Genomic DNA, 23,210 nt, shown 5'->3' with positions numbered 1-23,210 from the left:
AGTTGAGGCACTCCAACGTTTTCGTGTTAATAACTAAAAATTTTATTGCGAGTAAGTACTGTTTATCCGTAAGTTATCTATAGTTTTTGAATTTTAGAATAGAGTTTTGTTATTAGATTTTTGTTAAAAAGGAAAGACCTCTTTTGATAACATATATCAAAAGAGGTCTTAAAGTAGATAAAAGTATTGGTTATCCTGTTATGCTATAAAATAACCATTTTCTGCCGCTATTTTGTCTGCGATTTTAGTTCGTAAAGCTACTACGTTGGGTTGATTTGCATATTTTGTAAATCGTTTGAGTCCCATTAACATCATGCGTTGCTCATCACCTTCGGCAAAAGAAACAATAGCCTCTTTACCTTTTTTTATTACAATATCAACTGCATTGTAAAGATATAATTGTGACATAGCGATTTGAGTTTCCTGAGAATCTTCACCAAAACGATTAGTATTTTTCTCTGTACGTAAGATCGTAGACTCTGCCATATAGATTTCTATTAGGATATCTGAAGCAGCTAATAATAGTTGTTGGTGTTTATCTAATTCTGGTCCAAATTTTTGTACTGCAGATCCTGCAACCATCAAGAACACTTTTTTGAGTTTTGCTAATATTTCTTTTTCTTCGGCAAATAATGCTGAATAATCTGGAGTATCAAATGATGGGATTCCAGTAAGCTCATCTGCAACTTTCATAGCAGGTCCCAAAAGGTCTACGTGGCCTTTCATAGCTTTTTTAACAAGCATTCCTACTGCTAGCATTCTATTAATTTCGTTAGTTCCTTCATAAATTCTAGAAATACGTGCATCTCTCCATGCAGATTCCATCGGTGTATCTGCAGAGAATCCCATTCCGCCAAAAATCTGAATACCTTCATCTGTTGTATTTTGTACATCTTCAGAAACAGCTACTTTGAGGATAGAACATTCGATTGCATATTCTTCGACCCCTTTAAGTTCTGCTTCTTGATGAGAATTACCTTCAGCTTGACGTATAGCTATTCGATCTTCAATATTTTTTGCCGCTCGATAACTTGCAGATTCATCGGCATAAGTATTTGTAGCCATGTCGGCAATTTTAGCTTTGATAGCGCCAAAATTAACAATAGGAGTTTTAAATTGTATACGTTCATTAGCATATTTTGTAGCCTCTCCGATTACGCGACGTTGTGCATCTAGACATGCCGCAGCTAATTTTATTCGTCCTACATTAAGAGCATTCATGGCAATTTTAAACCCATTACCGCGCTCTGAAAGCATATTTTCTACTGGGACTTTGGTTTCGTTAAAGAATACTTGTCGTGTAGAGGAGGAGTGGATACCTAATTTCTTTTCTTCGTCTCCCATAGAAATTCCATTGGAAGGGTCGTTTTCAACGATAAATCCGGTAATATTTTTGTCATCTCCTATTCTGGCAAATACAATAAATAAGCTACAGAATCCGGCATTAGAAATCCACATTTTTTGTCCTGAGATTAAATAATGTTTTCCATCGTCTGATAATACAGCTTTAGTTTTCCCAGAGTTGGCATCAGATCCTGCACCTGGCTCTGTGAGACAATACGCTCCGAACCATTCACCAGTAGCTAATTTGGGAACGTATTTTTTCTTCTGTTCTTCATTTCCATATAATGTAATTGGCATGGTACCAATACCTGTGTGTGCTCCAAATGCGGTGCTAAATGATCCGGTTGCACCAGAAATGTAATCGCAAACTAGCATGGTAGAAACAAAGCCCATACCTAAACCGTCATACGCTTCGGGTACAGCTACTCCCAAAAGTCCTAGTTCACCTGCTTTACGCATACATGTCTCTGTAAAAGCGTAATCTTTTTTCTCGAAACGCTCCCAGTTTGCCCATAATTCTCGATCGACAAATTCTTTGGCGCTATCACGCATCATTTTTTGTTCTTCAGAAAAATCTTCCATAGTGAAAATATCTTCTGCTTTGGTTTCTTTTACAAGGAACTCTCCTCCTCTAAGAATATCTTTATTTATAGTTTCTGTACTCATTATTATTGTTTGTTTTGAATCTAGATGATTTCTCCTATTCATCTAGGGTTTATTAATATCTAATATCGAATTCGTATTCGATCTAATTTTTTATGATCATTAGTTTTATTTAAGGAACTCGTAAATACCAGCAGCACCCTGTCCCGTACCTACACACATGGTAACCATTCCATATTTTCCTGTCATGTCACGTTTGCGCATTTCATCAAATAATTGAACCGAAAGCTTAGCTCCTGTACAACCTAGTGGATGTCCTAATGCAATAGCACCACCATTAACATTTACGATATCTTGGTTAAGATCAAGCTCTCGCATTACTGCTAAGGATTGTGAAGCAAATGCCTCGTTTAATTCTATTAGTTCGATATCTTGTTGTTTCAAACCTGCTTGTTTTAATGCTTTAGGAATAGCTTTAACAGGTCCTATTCCCATGATTCTAGGCTCAACTCCTGCAGCTGCATAGTTAACTAATCGGGCGATAGGTTCTAGATTTAATTCTTTTACCATTTCTTCACTCATAACCAATACAAACGCTGCTCCATCACTCATTTGTGAAGAGTTACCGGCGGTTACACTTCCGCCTGCTTCAAAGACAGGGCGTAACTTTGCTAGCACTTCTTTTGAAGTTCCGGCTCGAGGACCTTCATCTTTGGAAACAGTATAGCTCTTAGTTACTTTTTTACTATCCTCATCAACATACGTGTGTTCTACTGTAATGGGCACAATCTGGTCATCGAATTTACCATCGGCTTGTGCTTTAAGTGCTTTCATATGAGACTTATATGCAAACTCATCCTGATCTTCTCGAGACACCTTGAATTGATGGGCAACGGCCTCTGCTGTAAGTCCCATTCCCCAATAATAATCTTCGTGGCCATTGGCAGCTAACTTGTAATCTGGGGTTGGTTTGTATCCGCCCATAGGTATGTATGACATACTTTCTGCACCTCCAGCAATAATGCAATCTGCCATACCAGATTGAATCTTAGCTGTGGCCATACCGATAGTCTCGATACCAGATGCACAATATCTATTTACTGTTACTCCAGGCACGTCCTCTACCTTTAACCCCATTAGGGAAATTAAGCGTGCAACGTTAAGACCTTGCTCTGCTTCTGGCATTGCATTACCTACAATCACATCATCAATTCTGGTCTTGTCAAAATTAGGTAGCTCGTTCATCATGTATTCGATGGTTTCGGCTGCCAATTCATCGGGTCTTTTAAATCTGAACACTCCGCGAGGTGCTTTACCTACGGCAGTTCGATATGCTTTAACTATATATGCTGTTTTCATTTCTTTGTAGTATTGAGTATTGAGATATGAGTATTGAGATTACAATTTTTTTTGAAATGAATAATTCATTTTCTGTATTTCAATACAAAACTCAATTACTGGTTGAACTTTTTCTTTACTTATTATATTTAATTCTATTACTAATATTAGCTGTGTATGATGTTCATAACAAGAGCCATTAGCAATACTCAAAAAATGTTTAAATTCCTTACTTGAATTCCTTCCCGCACCTTCAGCTATGTTTGAGGAAATGGAAATAGAACTACGCTTTATTTGAGAAATCAATCCGTATTTTTCATCAGATGTAAGCTTCGCTGCAAGTTGTTATACAGATTTAGCCAAATCAATTGACTTTTTCCATATTTTTAGATCTTCAACTTTATGCATTCTTTCTCTAATTACTCAATACTAATTTCTAAGTGGTTTTCCTTTTTTAAGCATATGTTCTATACGCTCTAAGGTTTTGCGCTCAGTGGTCAATGACAAGAAGGCTTCTCGTTCTAGATCCAACAAATACTGTTCAGACACATAAGAAGCTTCAGATAAATCTCCACCAGCCATTACATACGCTAGTTTGTTTGCAATTTTTCGATCATGCTCAGAAATATATTTACCTGCTTCCATTGAATCAGTACCTACTAAAAACATTCCAAGTGCTTGTTTTCCCAATACTTTGACATCCTTACGACGCACAGGTTGTGTATACCCTTGTTCTGCCATCAATTTTGCGTAAGCTTTGGCGGTAGCAATTTGGCGATCTTTATTTACTACAACAATATCTTTACCATGTTGAAGAATGTTAGTGTCAAATGCTTCATAGGCAGATGTAGAAACTTTGGCCATACCGATAGTTAAGAAATGTTCTTGTAAAACATTTAACTCTACATCATTTTTTTGAAACATATCTGAGGCTCTCAAGGCCATTTCTTTGGATCCGCCACCACCTGGGATAACCCCTACACCAAATTCTACCAAACCGATATAACTTTCTGCAGCGGCAACTACTTTATCTGCATGCAATGTCATCTCACAACCGCCCCCAAGCGTCATACCATGAGGTGCTACTACCGTGGGGATAGAGGAGTAGCGCAATCGCATACAAGAATCTTGGAAATATTTAACAGCCATGTTGAGCTCATCATACTCTTGCTCTACTGCCATCATAAAAATCATTCCAATATTGGCTCCTACAGAAAAATTAGAGCCTTGGTTACCTACAACAAGTCCTTGAAAATCTTTTTCAGCAATATCGATAGCTTTATTAAGTCCAGCAAGCACATCACCACCGATACTGTTCATTTTACTTTGAAACTCAACATTTAAAATGCCATCACCAAGATCTTCAACAACCACACCGCTATTTTTGAAAACTTCTGTAGATTTTCTAATATTATCTAAAATAATAAAAGCATCTTGTCCAGGTTTTTTTATCAATTCCTTCTTAGGAATATCATAAAAGTAAGTAGCTCCATTTTTTACCGAATAGAAAGATGTATTTCCCGAAGCAACCATTTCACTTACCCATTTTGCGGGTTCTTGACCTTCGGCTTTCATTATTTCTATCCCTTTTTCGAGTCCGATAGCATCCCAAATCTGGAAAGGTCCATGTTCCCATCCAAAACCAGCTTTCATTGCATCGTCGATTTTATATAACTCATCGCTAATCTCTGGAATACGGTTGGATACATAGGCAAAAAGTGCGGAGAAGTTTTTGCGATAAAACTCACCTGCTTTATCTTTTCCTTTGACTAACACTTTAAAACGATCTGAAACGTTATCGATAGTTTTTGTTAGTTCAAGGGTAGGGAAAGATGCCCTTTTGTTAGGTCTGTAGTCTAATGTATTAAGATCTAAAGATAAGATTTGCTTACTGCCATCTTTGGCGACTTCTTTTTTATAAAAACCTTGTCCCGTTTTGCTTCCCAACCATTTTTTCTCCATCATGGTATCAATAAAATCAGGGAGTTTAAATAACGCTGATTTCTCATCATTCGGACAATTATCTGCGATGCCATTAGCAACATGTACCAAGGTATCCAATCCTACTACATCTACAGTACGGAAGGTTGCCGATTTTGGACGACCTATTACAGGGCCCGTAAGTTTATCTACCTCTTCGATGGTAAGGTTCATATCCTTAACCATATGAAATAAACTCATGATACTGAAAATACCTATACGATTACCAATAAAGGCAGGTGTATCTTTTGCGATCACCGAGGTTTTTCCTAAATATTGTTCTCCATACCCATTTAAAAAGTCTATAACTTCTGGAGAGGTTTTTGGTCCAGGAATAATTTCAAATAGTTTTAAATATCTAGGAGGATTAAAAAAGTGAGTTCCGCAGAAATGTTTCTGGAAATCCTCGCTTCGTCCTTCATTCATAAATTTAATAGGAATTCCAGAAGTGTTTGAAGTAATTAGTGTACCAGGAGTTCTATGCTTTTCGAGATTTTCGAAAACCATTTTTTTTATATCAAGGCGTTCTACTACTACCTCGATAATCCAATCAACTTCACTTACCTTAGCAATATCATCCTCTAAGTTACCAGTAGTAATTCGACTAGCAAATTTTTGATGATATATAGGCGATGGTTTTGATTTTAATGAAGCGGTTAGCGCGTCATTAACCAATCGGTTACGAACAACTTTATCTTTTAAAGTGAGTCCTTTTGCTTTTTCTTTATCATTAAGCTCTCTTGGTACGATGTCTAGCAATAATACTTCGACACCAATATTAGCAAAATGACATGCAATACCGGATCCCATAATTCCTGATCCAACTACTGCAACTTTTTTTATACGTCTCTTCATTGTTAACTTCTGGTTATTTAGATATTATAGATTCTTGATTTATATAAATTTTTTTTGTTGCTATCAAATCATTGATGATTTGAAAAACTTCTAAAAAGGTATCTAATTTTTCTTTGGATACATGCTTTTTTACAGCGGTATCGAAGGCAAAGACAACTCCTTTAGAGAAGTTTCTCATCTCTACTCCAAACGGAGTAAGATAGATAAGTACACCGCGTCCATCTTGTGGATTTTTTTTTCGGTAGATTAGTCCTTTTTCTTCCATCGCTTTCAAAGTACGTGATAGGCTTGTGGCTTCCATTCCCATTTTGGGACCAAGTGAGGTTGATGGAGTTCCCTCTTCTGGATCGATGCTCAATAGCGCAAATCCTGTTGCCATCGTACTACCTTTTTTACTTGCTTCTTCGTTATACATTTTTGTAACTGCCATCCATGTGGCTCTTAATGCATAATCGATTGTTTTTTCTCTCATTAAAAAAATGTATTACAATTGTAAAAATACTAAATTTTATTATGCATGCATAATAAAATCATTAAAAAATAATGATAAAACAAACGATTTTGTGATTCTATGTCAATTTAACAAAAAAACTCCTCAAATCATGAGGAGTTTACTTATTTAAAGTTAAGTTTTCTTAACTTTAATATCCAATGGTTACATTGAACTAGCCATAAATTTTCGTATATAAATCGCTGTATCGTTGTTTGATAATTCTTCTTTTCAATTTGAGTGTAGGGGTAAGGTGTCCAGCTTCTATACTCCACTCATCTGGGGTAAGTTCAAAACGTTTTACTTGCTCCCATTTACCAAAGCGAGCATTATGTTCGGTTATTTCTTCTTGAAACCGTTCAATCACCTTTTCATTAGAGATGAGCTCTTCATTTGAGCTCCCTACTTTGATATGCTTACGTTCTGCCCATTCTCTTAAAAACTCAAAATTTGGTTGGATAAAAGCGGCTGGCATCTTTTCTCCTTCGCCTATTACCATTATTTGATCTATAAATCGCGATTGCTTCATGGCATTTTCGATAAGTTGTGGTGCCACATACTTACCTCCAGAAGTTTTGAACATTTCTTTTTTACGATCAGTTATACGTAAAAAGCCTTCGCTGTCGATCTCACCAATATCTCCTGTGTGAAAATATCCATCTTTTAAGACTTCTTGAGTTTTTGCTTCGTCCTTATAATACCCCATCATTACTTGTGGCCCTTGAACTAGAATTTCTCCATCTTCGGCTATTTTGACCTTAGTTTCGGGTATGAGTTTACCAACACTACCAATTTTAAACCCGTCGTTGCGTACGTCATTTACAGAAATTACGGGTGATGTTTCTGTTAAGCCATAGCCTTCCATCACAGGAATACCTGCCGCATTATACACTCTCGCTAGTCGTGGTTGTAAAGCAGCACTTCCCGATGCAACTACTTTTATACGCCCTCCTAATGCTTCTTGCCATTTACTGAAAATTAATTTACGGGCAATACTTAGCTTTTTTTCATACCACCAACCATTAGCACCATACGGTTTATACTCTAGTCCTAATTCTACCGCCCAAAAGAATAACTTTTTCTTAATACCAGTTAAATCGGTACCTTTTGCTATAATTTTGTCATATACTTTTTCAAGTAGACGAGGTACTGCGGTCATTACATCAGGAGAGACTTCTTTTAAATTATCAGAAATTGTATCAATTGATTCTGCAAAATAGATGCTTACACCTCTGTACTGATATAAATACATTAGCATTCGTTCATAGATATGACAAACTGGTAAAAAACTCAATGCTTTGGCCTCGCCATCTTGAATAGGAAAACGTACAGAGCTGTTTAACGCATTGCTTACTACGTTTTTATGGCTTAGCATAACTCCTTTTGGCCTTCCTGTTGTACCTGATGTATAAATCAATGTAGCTAAATCATCCTCTTTTACATTGGCCATGATAGCTTCAACCTCATTTTGATTACTTACATCAACTCCTAATTCTAATACTTCATTCCAACTCTTGCAGCCAGGTACATCGTTAAATGAGTATACTTCTTTTAGAGTTGGAACATTATTTTGTATGTTTTTAACTTTTTTATAAACGTCAATATCAGAAACAAAGCAAAACGATGCACCAGAATGATTTAAAACATACTCGTAATCTTCTTGTGAGATTGTTGGGTAGATAGGAACATCTTGGGCTCCTGTTTGTAAAACTCCGATATCAACAATATTCCACTCTGTCCGGTTATTTGAGGATATTATAGCAATTTTATCATTTGGTTTTACACCTAACCTTAATAACCCTCGACTAATTTTATTGGCTTGCTCCACATATTTTTCTGTAGAGGTAGCAATCCATTTACCATCTTTTTTAGTAACTAATGCTTCTTTTAAGTTATAGCGTTCTAATTGATAGTGAGGAAAATCAAATAATCTAGTAATTTTATTCATAAGTTGTTTTGGATATTATTGATGCTATGTACACATTTTGATCATATTAGCAAGCTACAAAAATTATCGCTTTGTTAACAGTGGTATTGATTTAAAATTATTATGCATGCATAGCTCTGCAAATTATAAAAAATCTAATAATCTGCAACTCTAATATAGAAAAAAAGGTATTAACCTTTGCTAAATCGATATTATAATCTAAATAATTCTATTAAAAAGCTTCCAATACTATTGTGTCTTTCTTAATTTGTCAATAAACAGTATTCTAAAATATCATTTTAACAATGAACTTTTGTAATGACGTCGCAAAATATTTAAGAGGTTTATCTCATATAGAAAAAAATGCCAGCATGTTGCGCTGGCATTTTAACAAACTAAAAATTAGGTTCTATTTATTTTTAGTAGCTATCCATTTTTTTGCATTTGTAAAAGCTTCTAACCAAGGAGATACTTCATCCTTTCTATTTTCGGGATAATAGGCCCAATTCCACTGAAAGATTGAACGTTCTATATGCGGCATCATGACCAAATGGCGCCCCGTAGTGTCTGTCATCATGGCTGTATTATAATCAGAACCATTGGGATTAGCGGGATATTGATCATAACCGTATTTGGCAACAATTTGATATTCATTCTCATCTAATGGTAATTCGAACCTCCCTTCACCATGAGAGATCCAAACCCCGAGTGTTGCTCCTTTAAGACTGGACAGCATAATTGAGTTATTTTCTTGTATGGTGACCGATGTAAAAGCACTCTCATGTTTTTTTGATTTATTGTGACGCATTTTAGGTTTTGTATCATGCTCTGGGTTGATCATACCTAATTCAATAAATAACTGACATCCATTACAGATACCCACAGAAAGCGTATCCTCTCTCTTAAAAAAGTTTGTTAATGCAGTATTTGCTTTTTCGTTATATAAAAAAGCGCCTGCCCAACCTTTTGCAGACCCCAACACATCACTGTTTGAAAAGCCACCAACAGCTCCTATAAATTGAATATCTTCTAAGGTTTCACGTCCTGTAATCAAATCTGTCATATGAACATCCTTAACATCAAATCCAGCTAAGTACATAGCATTAGCCATTTCGCGCTCAGAATTACTTCCTTTTTCACGTATAATCGCTGCTTTTGGGCGATTGTTTTTTACAGAAGTAGCGGGGATTTTACCTGTAAAATGTTTTGGGAAGGTAAATTGAAGAGGTTGTTGAGCATAATTATTGAAACGATCTGTAGCTAGATTATTCGATGTTTGCTTTTGATCTAATAAATACGACGTTTTATACCAAGTGTCACGTAATGCAGTAATATCAAAAGTGACAGCATTATGGTCATTTTTGATAATTAAGTCTGCGCCTTCAGTAACATTTCCTATTTCAAAAAATTCGATTGAATTTTCTTTCAAAAGGTTTTCTATCGTTTTGTCTGCTTGTATAACGATTCCTGCATTTTCGGAAAATAAAAGTTTTATAAGATCTGGTTCTCCTAATGCAGTCAAATCTAAAGTTGCTCCAAGATTTTGATCGGCAAAACATAATTCTAGTAACGTAGTTATTAACCCACCAGATGCAATATCGTGTCCTGCATATATCATATTAAGTTCAATTGCTTTTTGAACTGTATTAAAAGTATTCTTAAAATTAGTAGCATTCTTTATAGTTGGTGCTTCATGGCCAATTTTATTTAAAATCTGTGCAAATGAGGATCCACCCAGTTTATAAGTGTCTTGTGATAGATTAAGGTAATAGATTTTTGCGTCTATTTTTTGTAAAACAGGTTCAATAACTTTGTTGATATTTGTACAATTGGCTGCTGCCGAAATGACTACCGTACCTGGAGCTATAACTTCTTCATTTGCGTATTTTTGCTTCATGGATAAGGAATCTTTTCCAGTAGGAACATTGATACCTAATGCTATTGCAAAATCTGAAATAGCTTTAACAGCTTCATACAAACGTGCGTCTTCTCCTTCATTTTTACAAGGCCACATCCAGTTTGCAGATAGGGAAACAGCGTTGAGACCATTTTTTAAAGGAGCCCATATAATATTTGTTAAAGCTTCGGCTATAGAGTTTTTGGACCCCGCTTTTGGACTAATTAAACCAGAAATAGGGGAGTGTCCAATACTTGTAGCAATACCTTCTTTTCCTTTATAGTCTAAAGCCATAACTCCACAATTATTTAATGGAAGTTGTAGCGGTCCTACGCATTGTTGCTTAGCTACCTTACCACCAACACAACGATCCACTTTGTTGGTCAACCAATCTTTGCAGGCTACGGCTTCTAACTGCAATACTTGATGTAAGTATTCATGGATGTTATCTGGAGTATAGTGTAAGTGATTGTAATCACGCGTAATTGTTATGTCTTTTAATTCTGTCTTTGGCGAGCTTCCAAACATATCGACTAAATCCATGTCCATAGGTTTCTCTCCTGTTGTTTTTGAGGCAAAGGTAAATCGATGATCGCCTGTTACGTCTCCAACAGTATACATTGGAGAGCGTTCACGATTGGCAATACGTTGCAGTGTACTTAAATCTTTCTCACCAATGACAAGTCCCATACGTTCTTGAGATTCGTTTCCGATAATTTCTTTGGCAGAAAGAGTAGGGTCACCAATGGGAAGAGCATCAAGATCTATTTTACCACCAGTTTCTTCGACTAACTCGGATAGGCAATTAAGGTGTCCGCCAGCACCATGATCATGTATGGAAACTATAGGGTTGGTATCACTTTCAACCATGCCACGAATAGCATTGGCAGCGCGTTTTTGCATTTCGGGATTTGAGCGCTGTACCGCATTGAGTTCGATACCACTACTCAATTCACCAGTATCTGCAGATGACACTGCGGCACCACCCATACCGATTCGATAATTTTCTCCACCCAGAATTACAATCTTATCTCCAGTTTTGGGTAGGTCTTTTAAAGCTTGTTCTGCCTTACCATATCCAACACCACCTGCTTGCATTATTACTTTATCAAAACCTAGTTTACGTGCGCTTTCTTCATGTTCAAAAGTTAACACAGACCCTGTTATTAAAGGTTGCCCAAATTTATTACCAAAATCTGATGCTCCATTAGATGCTTTAATTAAAATATCCATAGGTGTTTGGTAAAGCCAATCTCTTTCTTTCATTGCTTTTTCCCACGGACGGTTTTCTACAAGGCGTGAATAGGAGGTCATATAAACTGCGGTACCTGCTAGAGGTAAAGAACCTTTCCCACCAGCAAGTCGATCACGGATCTCGCCACCAGAACCAGTTGCCGCTCCATTAAAAGGCTCAACTGTAGTTGGAAAGTTATGAGTTTCTGCTTTTAATGAAATTACACTATCAAATACTGTTTCATCATAAAAATCAGGCTGATCGGCTCTTTTAGGAGCAAATTGAGTAACTTTTGGTCCCTTTATAAAAGCTACATTGTCTTTGTATGCAGAAACTATATCATTAGGATGTGTTTCTGAAGTTTTTCTTATTAGTTTAAATAAGGAAGAAGGCATTTCTTTGCCATCAATGGTAAACGTACCATTAAAGATTTTATGACGGCAATGTTCTGAATTTACTTGAGAAAAACCAAAAACTTCTGAGTCGGTTAATGGTCTTCCAATTTTTGCGGCGATTTCCTCAAGATACGTGATTTCTTCTTGGTTAAGGGCTAAACCTTCTTGAGAATTATAGGCAGCAATGTCATGAATATCAAGTACAGCTGCTGGTTCTATAGCAATTGTAAATAATTCCTGATCTAAAAGCGTATATTTTTGCGAAATCATTGGGTCGAAATCTTCAAAATTTGGATTTACTGCCTCAAACTCTTCGATCCTCAAGACACCATCGATTCCCATGTTTTGAGTAATCTCTACGGCATTGGTACTCCAAGGGGTAATCATTGCGGCACGAGGACCAACAAAAAAAGCGTCTATAGACGCCATGGAGAGTTGAGGTTGGTTTCCAAATAACCAGATAAGTTTCTTACTGTTTTCGGTCGAAATTTCTTTTTCAGTTTGAACTGCAAATACTTTTTCCTTTGGGTTTCCGAAGAAATTAATCATGCTTCGCTTATTTATGTTGTGCGTTAGTAAGCTGCAAATTTACTCTTTTATCTGTAATTATTTGCATGAAAAAAACCAGTAAATAAACTGAGTTATTCACTGGTTTTTAAAAATTAATCTTTGCTGATTGTTTGCATGAAATCACGTCATCATATTATGCTTTTTTCTCTAATAGTGCCATATAAAACCCATCGTATCCAGAGATGTGGGATAATATTTTTTTGTCCTTAATAAAGTTGAAGTCTTGACCTGCTTCACTAGATAAGAATTGTTTTACTTGTAATTCATTTTCTGAAGGTAAAATTGAGCACGTTGCATACACTAATTTACCGCCGGCTTTTACTATTTTGGAATAATCCTTAAGAATAGTACGCTGTGTTTCTTTTATTGTATCCAGAAATTCTGGTTGGAGTTTCCATTTAGCATCAGGGTTTCTTCTTAAAACTCCGAGTCCGCTACAAGGAGCATCTATTAAAACACGATCTGCTTTGCCGTGCAATTTTTTAATATCTTTTGTACTTTCGATAACTCTAGTCTCTATATTATGAGCTCCTGCCCGACGAGTACGTCTTTTTAGTTCTTTTAATTTATTTTCATAAAGGTCCATGGCGATAATTTGCCCTTTATTTTCCATCAAAGCTGCAAGATGCAGAGATTTACCTCCAGCTCCAGCACAGGTATCTACTACACGTTGTCCTGGTTTAACATCGAGAAAGTTTGCAACTAACTGAGAGGATGCATCCTGTACCTCAAAAAAGCCATCGGTAAAAGCTTTAGAAGAAAATACATTCATTCGTTCTGTTAATTGTAAGGCATCGGGATATCCTTTAATAAATTCAGTATCTATTTCTTGATCCTCTAGAACACTTCGTAGTTTATCTCGCGTAGTTTTCAAGGTATTGGTGCGCAGAACAACTGGTGCCTGAATATTTAGTGCAGCAATCTCTTTGTCCCATTTAGCTTCTAATTCTTTTTCACCTAAGGTATCTAACCAATCTGGAATAGATTCTCTGTATTTTCTAATCTTGATAAGCTCGTCAAATTTACCTTTTATACGGCGTGTTGGAGTGGGTTCTATCTGTTTCCAATCAGGAAGTGTGATACCTCTAAGCGTTGCCCAGACAGCAAAAAGGCGAAATGCATTTTCTCTAGAATATGGTGCATTCACTTCAGCAATTTCAGAGTACAATCTTTTCCATCGTACAATTTCATACAAAGTTTCAGCTACAAAACTACGATCTCTTGAGCCCCAACGCTTATCTCTTTTTAATAGGTTACGCACGACTTTATCGGCGTATTTACCTTCGTTAAAGATTTCTCGTAATCCGTCAACGACGGCAAAGACTAAATTTCTGTGTAAACGCATTGTGTTTTTTTAAGGGATGCAAAGGTAATTGTTTGATTTAGAATAGTGTTATATTTAACCCTAAAATATTAAGATGCGAGTATCAATTTATATAATATGCTGTATCGTTTTTTCTGCTTGTGGAAAACAACAAACGGCTGAAAATCAACATGGGTTCAATAAGGTTACAATTCAAGCACTGTCTACAGATACCATAAGTATTCGCTCATTAACCAAAATCAATGACTCTATAATTGGATTTGGATACGACAAAGGATACGGTTTGATAAATCTGATAACGGCTACCAAAACCTTGTTTCCTGTTGATAACTCTGAATTTATCTCGCTGGATACGCAACCAAGAACCGCCGAGCAAAGAGCAACAGCGTTTAATGGAGTGTATTTCTTTTCTTTGGGAGTAGGATCTCCAACAGTTTTAAGAAAACATGATAGTAAAACTGGTCAGAACTTTGTTGTATATGTAGAAAAGCACGAAGCGACTTTTTATGACGCTATGGCGTTTTGGAATAAAGATGAAGGTATTGCTATAGGAGATCCAACCAATGCTTGTTTATCAATTATAATAACCAGAGATGGTGGAGAGCAGTGGGAGAAAATAAGCTGTGAGCGTTTGCCAAAAATTATAAAGGGAGAGGCCGCGTTTGCTGCAAGTAATAGTAATATTGTACTACATGGAGATAATGCCTGGATAGTGTCGGGAGGTATGGTAAGTCGCGTGTATCATTCTGCGGATAAAGGACATAGTTGGAGTGTAGTACGTACGCCTATGATTGGTGGTACTCCAACAACAGGTGCTTATGCAATGGATTTTTATGATAGTCAAAATGGGTTTATCGTCGGAGGTGATTATACAAATCCAACTGCCAATCGGGCAAATAAGGCGATTACTAATGATGCAGGAAACTCATGGAGTCTCGTGGCTGATTCTGAGGGGCCAGGATACAAAAGTTGTGTACGTTATGTACCTAATAGTTTGGCCAAAGAAATAGTTGCTTTAGGAGTTACAGGAATTTCATATTCAAACGATCAAGGCGTGTCTTGGAAAGAGTTGAGTAAGGAAAGTTTTTATACTATGATATTTATTAATGACTCTATAGCTATAGCAGCTGGCAAAAATAAGATTGCTAAATTATACTTTGATTAGTATAAAGTATTTTAAATATTATTCTTTGGTTTGTTGTCTTAGACGTTGCATAAGCTTTTTATGAAATTCATATTCTGCTTTAAACAGTAACAAAATTTTTTGGCTAGAAATGACTTTGGTAAGATCGTCAATCATAGCTAATTTTGTAGACAATTGTTTTTGTTCTGTACGTGTATATTGATTTAAAAGTTTATTTGCATACTCATCTGACGAATCTTGTGTCGATTGCCCTTTAAAAGTTTTAAATAACTGACGCTCTTGTTTCTTAAGGTCATGTAATTTTTGATCATATGCATTGTAAACAGGCCAAAATTTTGTCGCTTCTTCACTAGATAATTGAAGTTGTTCTGTAAAAAAGGCAATTTTATAGGCTCTTATTTTTTCTCTCGAACTCTTTTGTGCAACTCCAAACTGAAAAGTAAAAAGTAATATAAAAATTAAATTAATTCGTTTCATAGTTTTTAATATTGAATAAGCAATTCTACTTGTATTTCTTCTAATAATAAATAATTCTCGATACTATTGTCTTGAATAGCAGAAAAACTCATTGTATTCGTTAATTCTTCTGTAGTACTATATAGGTAACTTTGATAATTTTCATAATCTATGGGATCTTCTCCAAAATAGTTTTCGATATCTGCAACAGTAAGGTCATTTATAGAAAATGGTTGCGAAGAAAACTTACTTAGAGTGAACATAAGTATAAATAAGGCCGCAATACCACTTATAAGGGCTAATTGTGTTTTCTTAAGGTAAAATAATTTCTTATCAGATTTCTTAAGCTTGGAATTCTTTACAATAGAATCTGTTAAGTTTTCAAAATAATTATCAGGAACTGTAAAGCCAGATTTGGTAGTTTGCAAACTATCCAAAGCAGAATTAGTTCCAGATGCATTCTTGAACATTGATTCACCCATGGTTTCAAAATAATCTTTTGGGACTGTAAATCCAGATTTTGCTATATGTTTTTGAGGTAATTTCACTTTTTCGTATTGGGTCCTAATAGTTCTTTAAATAAGTTTCAATTTTTTTTGAAGCTAGATGATACGTAGCTTTTAGCGAGCCTTCGGTCAATTCTAATATTTCTGCTATCTCTTTATAGGTAAGATCTTCAAAATACTTCATGTTAAAAACTTGCTGTTGTCTTTGAGGAAGTGAAGCTATCGCTTTTTGTAATTTAAGCTGTATTTCATCTCCTTCAAAATAAATATCAGCCTCGAGATTAGAGGTTAATTTTTGATAAAGCTCTGCATTTGAGATATTATTTTTTTTTGCCTTGTTGTTTAAAAATGTGATCGATTCGTTGGTTGCAATTCTATAAATCCAAGAAAAAAGTTTACTATCACCTTTAAAATTATCTACATGGCGATAAACTTTAATAAAAACATTTTGTAATACATCATTAGCATCATCATGATCCTTAACCATATTTCGAATATGCCAATATAGAGGCTTACCATAATGTTCGATCAATGTTTTGAAAGCAAAATCTTTATCACTACCATTCAATAATAGCTTGGTGATATGTTCGTCTTTATTTATTTCTGTCAAAAGTTCTATAACTATAAGATTTATGCATTCAATATAAGTAAGACTTTCATTATAACAAAAGGTTTAAAAGTAATTAATTTTTATTTTGTAAGATTAGTATTACATAATATTGTTTTTAATCATTTTATTTATGTTAAAAAACATTAATTTATCGATTAAAAGCTATAATCATTTGTTTAACTGAATAATGTATGCTATGTTTGTCATGTAACAATGAAATATTACTTTCATTTTCCCCAAGATGAAAGTTTCTATAAGAGTGAGTTTTAATTTTAGAATAAGCCCTAAAAATTAAGATGATTTGTGTGAAAGGAAAAGAGCGCCATTTGGCGCTCTTTTTTATTTGTATCAAATATAAAGGTACGTTATCATTCACAATTCATTATTTATTTTGTAGGATTAGTATTACATATTATTGTTTTTTAACATTTTAAGCATGTTAAAAAACATAAATTAATCGATTAAATGCTCTATTTATTTGTTTACCTGAATAATGTATGGTATGTTTGTCATATAACAATGAAATATTACTTTCATTTTCCCCAAGATGAAAGTTTCTATAAGAGTGAGTTTTAATTTTAGAATAAGCCCTAAAAATTAAGATGATTTGTGTGAAAGGAAAAGAGCGCCAATGGTGCTCTTTTTTATTTGTATGAAATATACAGGATATTTTTATCATTGCCAATTCACTGTCAAAATGTAAGAATAAGATTACTTTATATTATTTACAGTTATCTTAATTATGTTAAAAAACACTAATTTATCGATTAAATGCTTTATTTGTTTGTTTAACTGAATAATGTATGGTATGTTTGTTATGTAACAATGAAATATTACTTTCATTTTCCCCAAGATGAAAGTTTCTATAAGAGTGAGTTTTAATTTTAGAATAAGCCCTAAAAATTAAGATGATTTGTGTGAAAGGAAAAGAGCGCCAATGGCGCTCTTTTTTATTTGTATCAAATATAGAGGATACTTTATTATTACCAATTCATCATAAAAATGTAAGAATAAGATTACTTCATATTATTTACAGTTATCTTAATTATGTTAAAAAACACTAATTCATCGATTAAATGCTTTATTTATTTGTTTAACTGAGCAATGTGTGGTATGTTTGTCATGTAACAATAAAATATTACTTTCATTTTCCCCAAGATGAAAGTTTCTATAAGAGTGAGTTTTAATTTTAGAATAAGCCCTAAAAATTAAGATGATTTGTGTGAAAGGAAAAGAGCGCCATTGGCGCTCTTTTTATTGCATCAGTTCTCTGCTATTAGAGTTTACTCAAAAGACTGCATAGTAACTAATTTTTGATAAGCACCATTTTGAGCTAATAAAGTTTCATGAGTACCTTGTTCGACAATAGTACCTTTTTGCATTACTATTATTACATCTGAATTTTGAATTGTAGATAATCTATGTGCAATCACGATACTGGTTCTATTTTTCATCATATTTTCTAAGGCAGATTGTACCAGACGCTCACTTTCTGTATCCAACGCTGATGTTGCTTCATCCAAGATCATGATGGGGGGATTTTTGAGTACCGCTCTTGCTATCGATATTCGTTGCTTTTGCCCTCCACTTAGTTTATTACCGCTATCTCCGATATTGGTGTGAATACCTTTTGGTAAATCTTTAACAAACTCCCATGCATTTGCGACCTTAAGTGCCTCTATAATTTCTTCTTCTTTAGCTTCTTCTGATCCAATTAATAAATTATTTTTAATTGTATCGTTAAATAAAATTGAATCTTGTGTAACAAGCCCCATTAAAGCACGAAGTGATTCTTTTTGTAAATCTTTGATTTTTATACCATCAATCATAATTTCTCCTTCGTTCACATCATAAAAGCGAGTAACCAGATTTGCAATCGTTGACTTACCGCTACCAGACTGTCCAACAAGGGCTACCGAGCTACCTTTGGGAACGGTAAGACTGAAATTTTTAAGCACATACTCATTCTCATACTTGAAAGAGATATTTTCTAATGAAATGTTTGATATAAAATCGGTTTTAACAAGAGCATCTGGTGTGTCCTCAAGAGGGGATTTTGTATTTAAAATTTCCAAAACACGTTCTGCCGCTGCATTACCCTTCTTAACACCATAGTTTGCTTTAGAAATTGCTTTAGCAGGTGTTAAAATGTTATAGGCTAATCCGATGTAGGCTAGAAACATTTCCGCTTGTAATGATTGGTCGATAAAAACGAGTCGACCTCCATAAAGTAATAACACAGAAATCACACAAATACCTAGAAATTCACTAGTGGGCGATGCCAAATTTTGACGATTAAGTAGGGTGTTCGAATAATCAAAAAAGCGATTTGTAGAAGCTTTAAATTTATTACTAAAATTTTTCTCTGCATTAAAACCTTTTATGACTTTGAGTCCGCCGAGAGTTTCTTCAACAATTGATAAAAAGATACCTTGTTCTTTTTGAACTTTATCCGAATGTTTTTTTAATGATTTACCAATCAGTGAGATGATAAAACCGGATACAGGGATAAAAATAAATACAAAAAGTGTCAGTTTAACGCTCAAAAAGAGCATTGCCGCTAAGGTAAATAAAATGGTTAATGGCTCTCTGACAATTAGTTCTAAAATCGACAAAAATGAATGTTGAATTTCTAATACATCTGAGGATATTCGAGCCATGGTATCTCCTTTTCTTTTTTCTGAAAAGTAAGATAGCGGAAGGCTTACGGTTTTATCATATAATTCATTTCTAATATCTTTAAGCACACCGTTACGTAAAAAAGTAATAAAGAACATGGCCAAATAATTGAACAAGTTTTTTAACATGAAAATTGTAATTATTCCGATAATCATATAGGTAAGAACGTACATTTTTCCTTCGGTCTCAACAGTTTCTACAATAAAGCAGTTAAGCACATCAGTTAAATATGCTTTGGCATCTGAAATACCGTTCCATACAGGTTCATAATAGGTTACTTCTTTGTCTGAACTAAAAAGAACTTTTAAGACAGGAATTAAAGCAATAAAAGAAAGGGTACTAAATATTGCGTAGAAAATATTGCATATAATATTAAGTATACCGTATGTGCGATAAGGTATTGCAAAACGCAGAATTTGTTTGAAATATGTCATGTATAAATTATCTGTAAATGCTTACAATCAACTCAATTGTAAGTCTGATGCAATTGCTTGAATTTTTTGATCAAGCCTTTTGTTCACGATAGTATAATCTGAAACTGCGTTTAGTGGTTCTTTAACGCTTATATAAAATTTTATTTTGGGCTCTGTCCCACTGGGACGTGCTGCGATTTTGCTTCCTTTTTCTGTGTAAAAAATTAGAACATTAGATTTTGGGACCTTTAATGTTTTTATATCGTGGTTCAAAATATTTTCTGAGGTACTTTTTTGATAATCTTCAATGCATACAACTTTTTCTCCACCAATTTCTTTTGGAGAATTGGTTCTTAAATTTATCATGGTTTGTTGTATTTCTTTAGCGCCATCTCTACCTTTTTTGACAAGAGAGATCAAGCTTTCCTTATAACATCCATGTTGGGTATATAAATCTAGCAACATCTTATAAAAAGAACTTCCTTTATCTTTTGCATAAGCTACAATTTCACAGGCGAGTAGGGTAGCTGTAACAGCATCTTTGTCACGTACAAAATCTCCAACCATAAAACCAAAACTTTCTTCACCACCACCGATGAAATGGTTGTCTGGAAAATCTTTAATTAACTTGGCAATCCATTTAAACCCCGTAAGTACCTCCTTATAATCTACATTATAGGCTTGAGCTAGATTACGCATCATAGGTGTGGATACAATGGTAGAGGCTATAAATTCGTTCCCTTTAAAACCTTTCTTTTTATAATGCTCTAATAGAAACCAAGTCATAGTGACCATGGTTTGATTTCCGTTAAGAAGTTCCAAATGTCCATCATTGTTTCGTACTGCTATACCTAAACGATCACAATCTGGATCAGTACCTATCACAATATCTGCGTCGATTGTATTGGCTAGATCCATCGCCATTGCCAAAGCTTCTGGTTCTTCTGGATTGGGAGATTTTACTGTAGGGAAATTACCATCAGGTGTAGCTTGTTTATTTACAATATGAACATCGGTATAGCCAGCCTGTTTAAGGGTTTCAGGAACTAATGTGATCGAGGTGCCATGTAAAGATGTAAAAACAATTTTAGTTTGTTTTTTTGCGTTATCAGTTGCTATAAAACTACCATTTTTAACACTCTGTTCAATAAATATCTGATCGATTTTTTTATCAATTAATTCGATTAAATCTGGATTTGCTTCAAACTTTATATCAGCATATGTTAGAGATTCAATTTCCTTAATAATTTCGGCATCCTGGGGGGGACTAATTGTCCTCCATCATCCCAATACACTTTGTAACCATTATACTCGGGAGGATTATGACTTGCAGTAAGTACGATACCACATTGACATCCTAATTCTTTGACAGCAAAGGATAATTCTGGGGTAGGGCGAAGTTCAGAAAAAAGGTATACCTTAATACCATTGGCAGAGAACACATCGGCAACAAGTTTTGCTAAGGTATCACTTTGGTTTCGGCAATCGTAAGCTATAACTGCTTTGGGTTGTATATTAGGAAATGTTGTTTTTAAATAATTACTAAGTCCTTGAGTGTTTTTTCCTAAAGTGTATTTATTAATTCTATTAGTACCTACACCCATAATTCCTCGCATACCTCCCGTACCAAATTCGAGATTTTTATAAAAACTCTCTTCTAATTCTTTTGGATTAGTGTGCTGAAGGTCTAAGATTTCTTGTTGGGTTTCCTTATCAAATAGGGAGGTTAACCATTCGTCAATTTGTGATTGTATGTTAGCGTCTATGTGCGGCATTTTCTCAAATTTTATATACAAAAATACTATTTATAACCAACTAGAAAGGGTTCTAACCTTTACAATTTTATCTGATCGGCAATTTTGTAACGTTCTTTATTGCGTTTGCTTGTGAGAATTATTTCTCCTAGAAATCCAGCTAGAAAAAATTGGGTTCCCAATATCATAGCTGTAAGCGCAATATAAAACTCTGGTCGTTGGGCGATCATTCTACCTTGCGTTTCTATGAATAGTTTGTCAATACCCAAAAATAAAGAGAAACACAGACCTACACAAAATAAAACAGTACCTATCAATCCAAAGAAGTGCATAGGTCGTTTGCCAAAGCGAGACATAAACCATATGGTTATTAAATCTAGAAAACCGTTAATAAAACGGCTCATTCCAAATTTAGTTTTCCCATATTTTCTAGCCTGATGTATAACAACTTTTTCTCCAATGTTGGTATATCCCGCATTTTTAGCTAAAACAGGGATATATCGATGCATTTCTCCGTGTACATCAATATTTTTTATTACTTGATTTTTATATGCTTTTAAACCACAATTGAAATCATTTAAAGTGACTCCTGAAGTTTTTCTAGCAGCAGCATTAAATAATTTTGATGGTAAATTCTTTGCCACTACCGAATCGTAACGCTTTTTCTTCCATCCAGAAACTAAATCAAAGTTTTCTGTGATAATCATTTTATATAATTCTGGTATTTCTTCTGGACTATCCTGCAAATCGGCATCCATAGTTATTACTACAGTTCCTTTTGCTGCGGCAAATCCTGCGTGTAAGGCTTGAGATTTACCAAAATTTCTCAAGAATTGAATACCTTTTACAAATTCATTTTGTTGGGATAATTTTAAAATGCTATCCCAAGAACCGTCGGTACTACCGTCATCAATAAAAATAATTTCGTAAGAAAAAGAATTGGATTGCATAACTTTTGCAATCCAATCATGTAATTCGGTAAGTGATTCTTGCTCATTGAGCAGCGGTATGACCACAGATATATCCACGTTATTTATTTTAATTACAAATACAAATTTATAAGTATTTAAGTAAAAAGTATGATAATCTACCTAAAGTTATAAACGCTCTTTTAGGAGTTCTTATTAGTAAATTATACGATGTTATTTAAAAGTTTGCTTTTTCTGCATTACTAAACTTGACAGAAGTGAAAAGATAAAACCAAAAAATAAATTAAATAATAAACTAAAAGCTGAAATAATAAAAGGCGAAGAAAACTTTTCTGCCATTGCTGCGCTTTGGTCTAATTGTTCTTGCGTAAAATCAGGATATTGTTCTTGCATCTTTACTCGTGAGATTTCTGACATCTTTTCCATCATATCTGGTTCGATTACTTGCATGAGTATTAATGTCCATACCACACTTATAAGTCCACCAATCAATGCAATGCCTATACCTACTTTTATACCCTCCCCTAAAGTTAAGAAACCTCCATTTGCAGTTTTATATGCTTTGATACCAAATATGATACCAGCAATAAGTATAACAAATCCGATAAGAGAATGCACCCAGTTTTGATCCATATAGCCATCGGTTACATAAAGGATAACACCAAAGATAACAGATGCAATACCTAGTAAAAGGCCATAGTTTATAATAATTTTTTTTGTAGCAACTTGAGTATTTTCCATATTTGAAAGGTTTGGTTGATT

14 protein-coding genes and 2 pseudogenes are annotated in these 23,210 nt (G+C 34.6%); 1 reads left to right on the top strand and 15 read right to left on the bottom strand.

All coding sequences use genetic code 11. The features are described 5' to 3' along the window. Nucleotides 1–198: 198 nt before the first annotated feature. From ACE939_RS07840 to ACE939_RS07805, 8 genes and pseudogenes are all read right to left on the bottom strand, one after another. Entirely contained in the window at nucleotides 199–2,010 is a 1,812-nt protein-coding gene (locus ACE939_RS07840; RefSeq protein ID WP_378188380.1) for an acyl-CoA dehydrogenase family protein, read from the bottom strand. Nucleotides 2,011–2,115: 105 nt separating this feature from the next. Next, nucleotides 2,116–3,306 (bottom strand): acetyl-CoA C-acyltransferase, encoded by a 1,191-nt coding sequence (locus ACE939_RS07835; protein WP_378188378.1) that lies wholly within the window; start codon nucleotides 3,304–3,306, stop codon nucleotides 2,116–2,118. Nucleotides 3,307–3,345: 39 nt separating this feature from the next. Next, nucleotides 3,346–3,615: pseudogene (locus ACE939_RS07830) on the bottom strand (four helix bundle protein); the annotation flags it as partial. A gap of 99 nt (nucleotides 3,616–3,714) precedes the next feature. After that, nucleotides 3,715–6,120: a 3-hydroxyacyl-CoA dehydrogenase NAD-binding domain-containing protein gene (locus ACE939_RS07825; RefSeq protein ID WP_378188377.1), complete on the bottom strand. Its 2,406-nt coding sequence runs from the start codon at nucleotides 6,118–6,120 to the stop codon at nucleotides 3,715–3,717. Between the two features lie 13 nt (nucleotides 6,121–6,133). After that, complete coding sequence (locus tag ACE939_RS07820; RefSeq protein ID WP_378188376.1) at nucleotides 6,134–6,592, bottom strand: MarR family winged helix-turn-helix transcriptional regulator; 459 nt, start codon at nucleotides 6,590–6,592, stop codon at nucleotides 6,134–6,136. 193 nt (nucleotides 6,593–6,785) lie between these two features. Then, nucleotides 6,786–8,558: an AMP-dependent synthetase/ligase gene (locus ACE939_RS07815; RefSeq protein ID WP_378188375.1), complete on the bottom strand. Its 1,773-nt coding sequence runs from the start codon at nucleotides 8,556–8,558 to the stop codon at nucleotides 6,786–6,788. A 388-nt stretch (nucleotides 8,559–8,946) separates the two neighbouring features. Next, entirely contained in the window at nucleotides 8,947–12,612 is a 3,666-nt protein-coding gene (purL, locus tag ACE939_RS07810; protein ID WP_378188373.1) for a phosphoribosylformylglycinamidine synthase, read from the bottom strand. Between the two features lie 154 nt (nucleotides 12,613–12,766). Then, on the bottom strand, nucleotides 12,767–13,978 hold the full coding sequence (locus ACE939_RS07805) for an RsmB/NOP family class I SAM-dependent RNA methyltransferase (protein WP_378188372.1): 1,212 nt from the start codon (nucleotides 13,976–13,978) through the stop codon (nucleotides 12,767–12,769). A gap of 73 nt (nucleotides 13,979–14,051) precedes the next feature. Between ACE939_RS07805 and ACE939_RS07800 the strand changes: the two genes are divergently transcribed. Continuing rightward, nucleotides 14,052–15,122 carry a WD40/YVTN/BNR-like repeat-containing protein gene (locus ACE939_RS07800; protein WP_378188371.1) on the top strand — a complete coding sequence of 357 codons (1,071 nt, stop codon included), beginning with the start codon at nucleotides 14,052–14,054 and terminating at the stop codon, nucleotides 15,120–15,122. Between the two features lie 18 nt (nucleotides 15,123–15,140). Here ACE939_RS07800 and ACE939_RS07795 read toward each other — a convergent pair whose 3' ends face one another. The 7 genes and pseudogenes from ACE939_RS07795 to ACE939_RS07765 form a co-directional block, all read right to left on the bottom strand. Then, a complete protein-coding gene (locus ACE939_RS07795) occupies nucleotides 15,141–15,578 on the bottom strand; it encodes a hypothetical protein (RefSeq protein WP_378188369.1) in 438 nt (145 codons plus the stop codon). 5 nt (nucleotides 15,579–15,583) lie between these two features. Then, nucleotides 15,584–16,105 (bottom strand): hypothetical protein, encoded by a 522-nt coding sequence (locus tag ACE939_RS07790; protein ID WP_378188368.1) that lies wholly within the window; start codon nucleotides 16,103–16,105, stop codon nucleotides 15,584–15,586. A gap of 16 nt (nucleotides 16,106–16,121) precedes the next feature. After that, entirely contained in the window at nucleotides 16,122–16,664 is a 543-nt protein-coding gene (locus tag ACE939_RS07785; RefSeq protein WP_378188425.1) for an RNA polymerase sigma factor, read from the bottom strand. Between the two features lie 1,292 nt (nucleotides 16,665–17,956). Next, on the bottom strand, nucleotides 17,957–19,786 hold the full coding sequence (locus tag ACE939_RS07780; protein ID WP_378188365.1) for an ABC transporter ATP-binding protein: 1,830 nt from the start codon (nucleotides 19,784–19,786) through the stop codon (nucleotides 17,957–17,959). Between the two features lie 27 nt (nucleotides 19,787–19,813). Further along, nucleotides 19,814–21,540, bottom strand: a pseudogene (locus ACE939_RS07775) (phospho-sugar mutase). Nucleotides 21,541–21,599: 59 nt separating this feature from the next. Then, nucleotides 21,600–22,547 carry a glycosyltransferase family 2 protein gene (locus tag ACE939_RS07770; protein WP_378188364.1) on the bottom strand — a complete coding sequence of 316 codons (948 nt, stop codon included), beginning with the start codon at nucleotides 22,545–22,547 and terminating at the stop codon, nucleotides 21,600–21,602. Nucleotides 22,548–22,661: 114 nt separating this feature from the next. Beyond that, a complete protein-coding gene (locus tag ACE939_RS07765; RefSeq protein ID WP_378188363.1) occupies nucleotides 22,662–23,189 on the bottom strand; it encodes a DUF4199 domain-containing protein in 528 nt (175 codons plus the stop codon). Nucleotides 23,190–23,210: the final 21 nt, after the last annotated feature.

It is taken from the genome of Aquimarina rhodophyticola, assembly GCF_042434915.1.
Classification (GTDB): Bacteria; Bacteroidota; Bacteroidia; order Flavobacteriales; family Flavobacteriaceae; genus Aquimarina.
The sequence above is the reverse complement of the archived record's forward strand: the minus strand, read 5'-3'. Positions and strand labels throughout refer to the sequence as shown.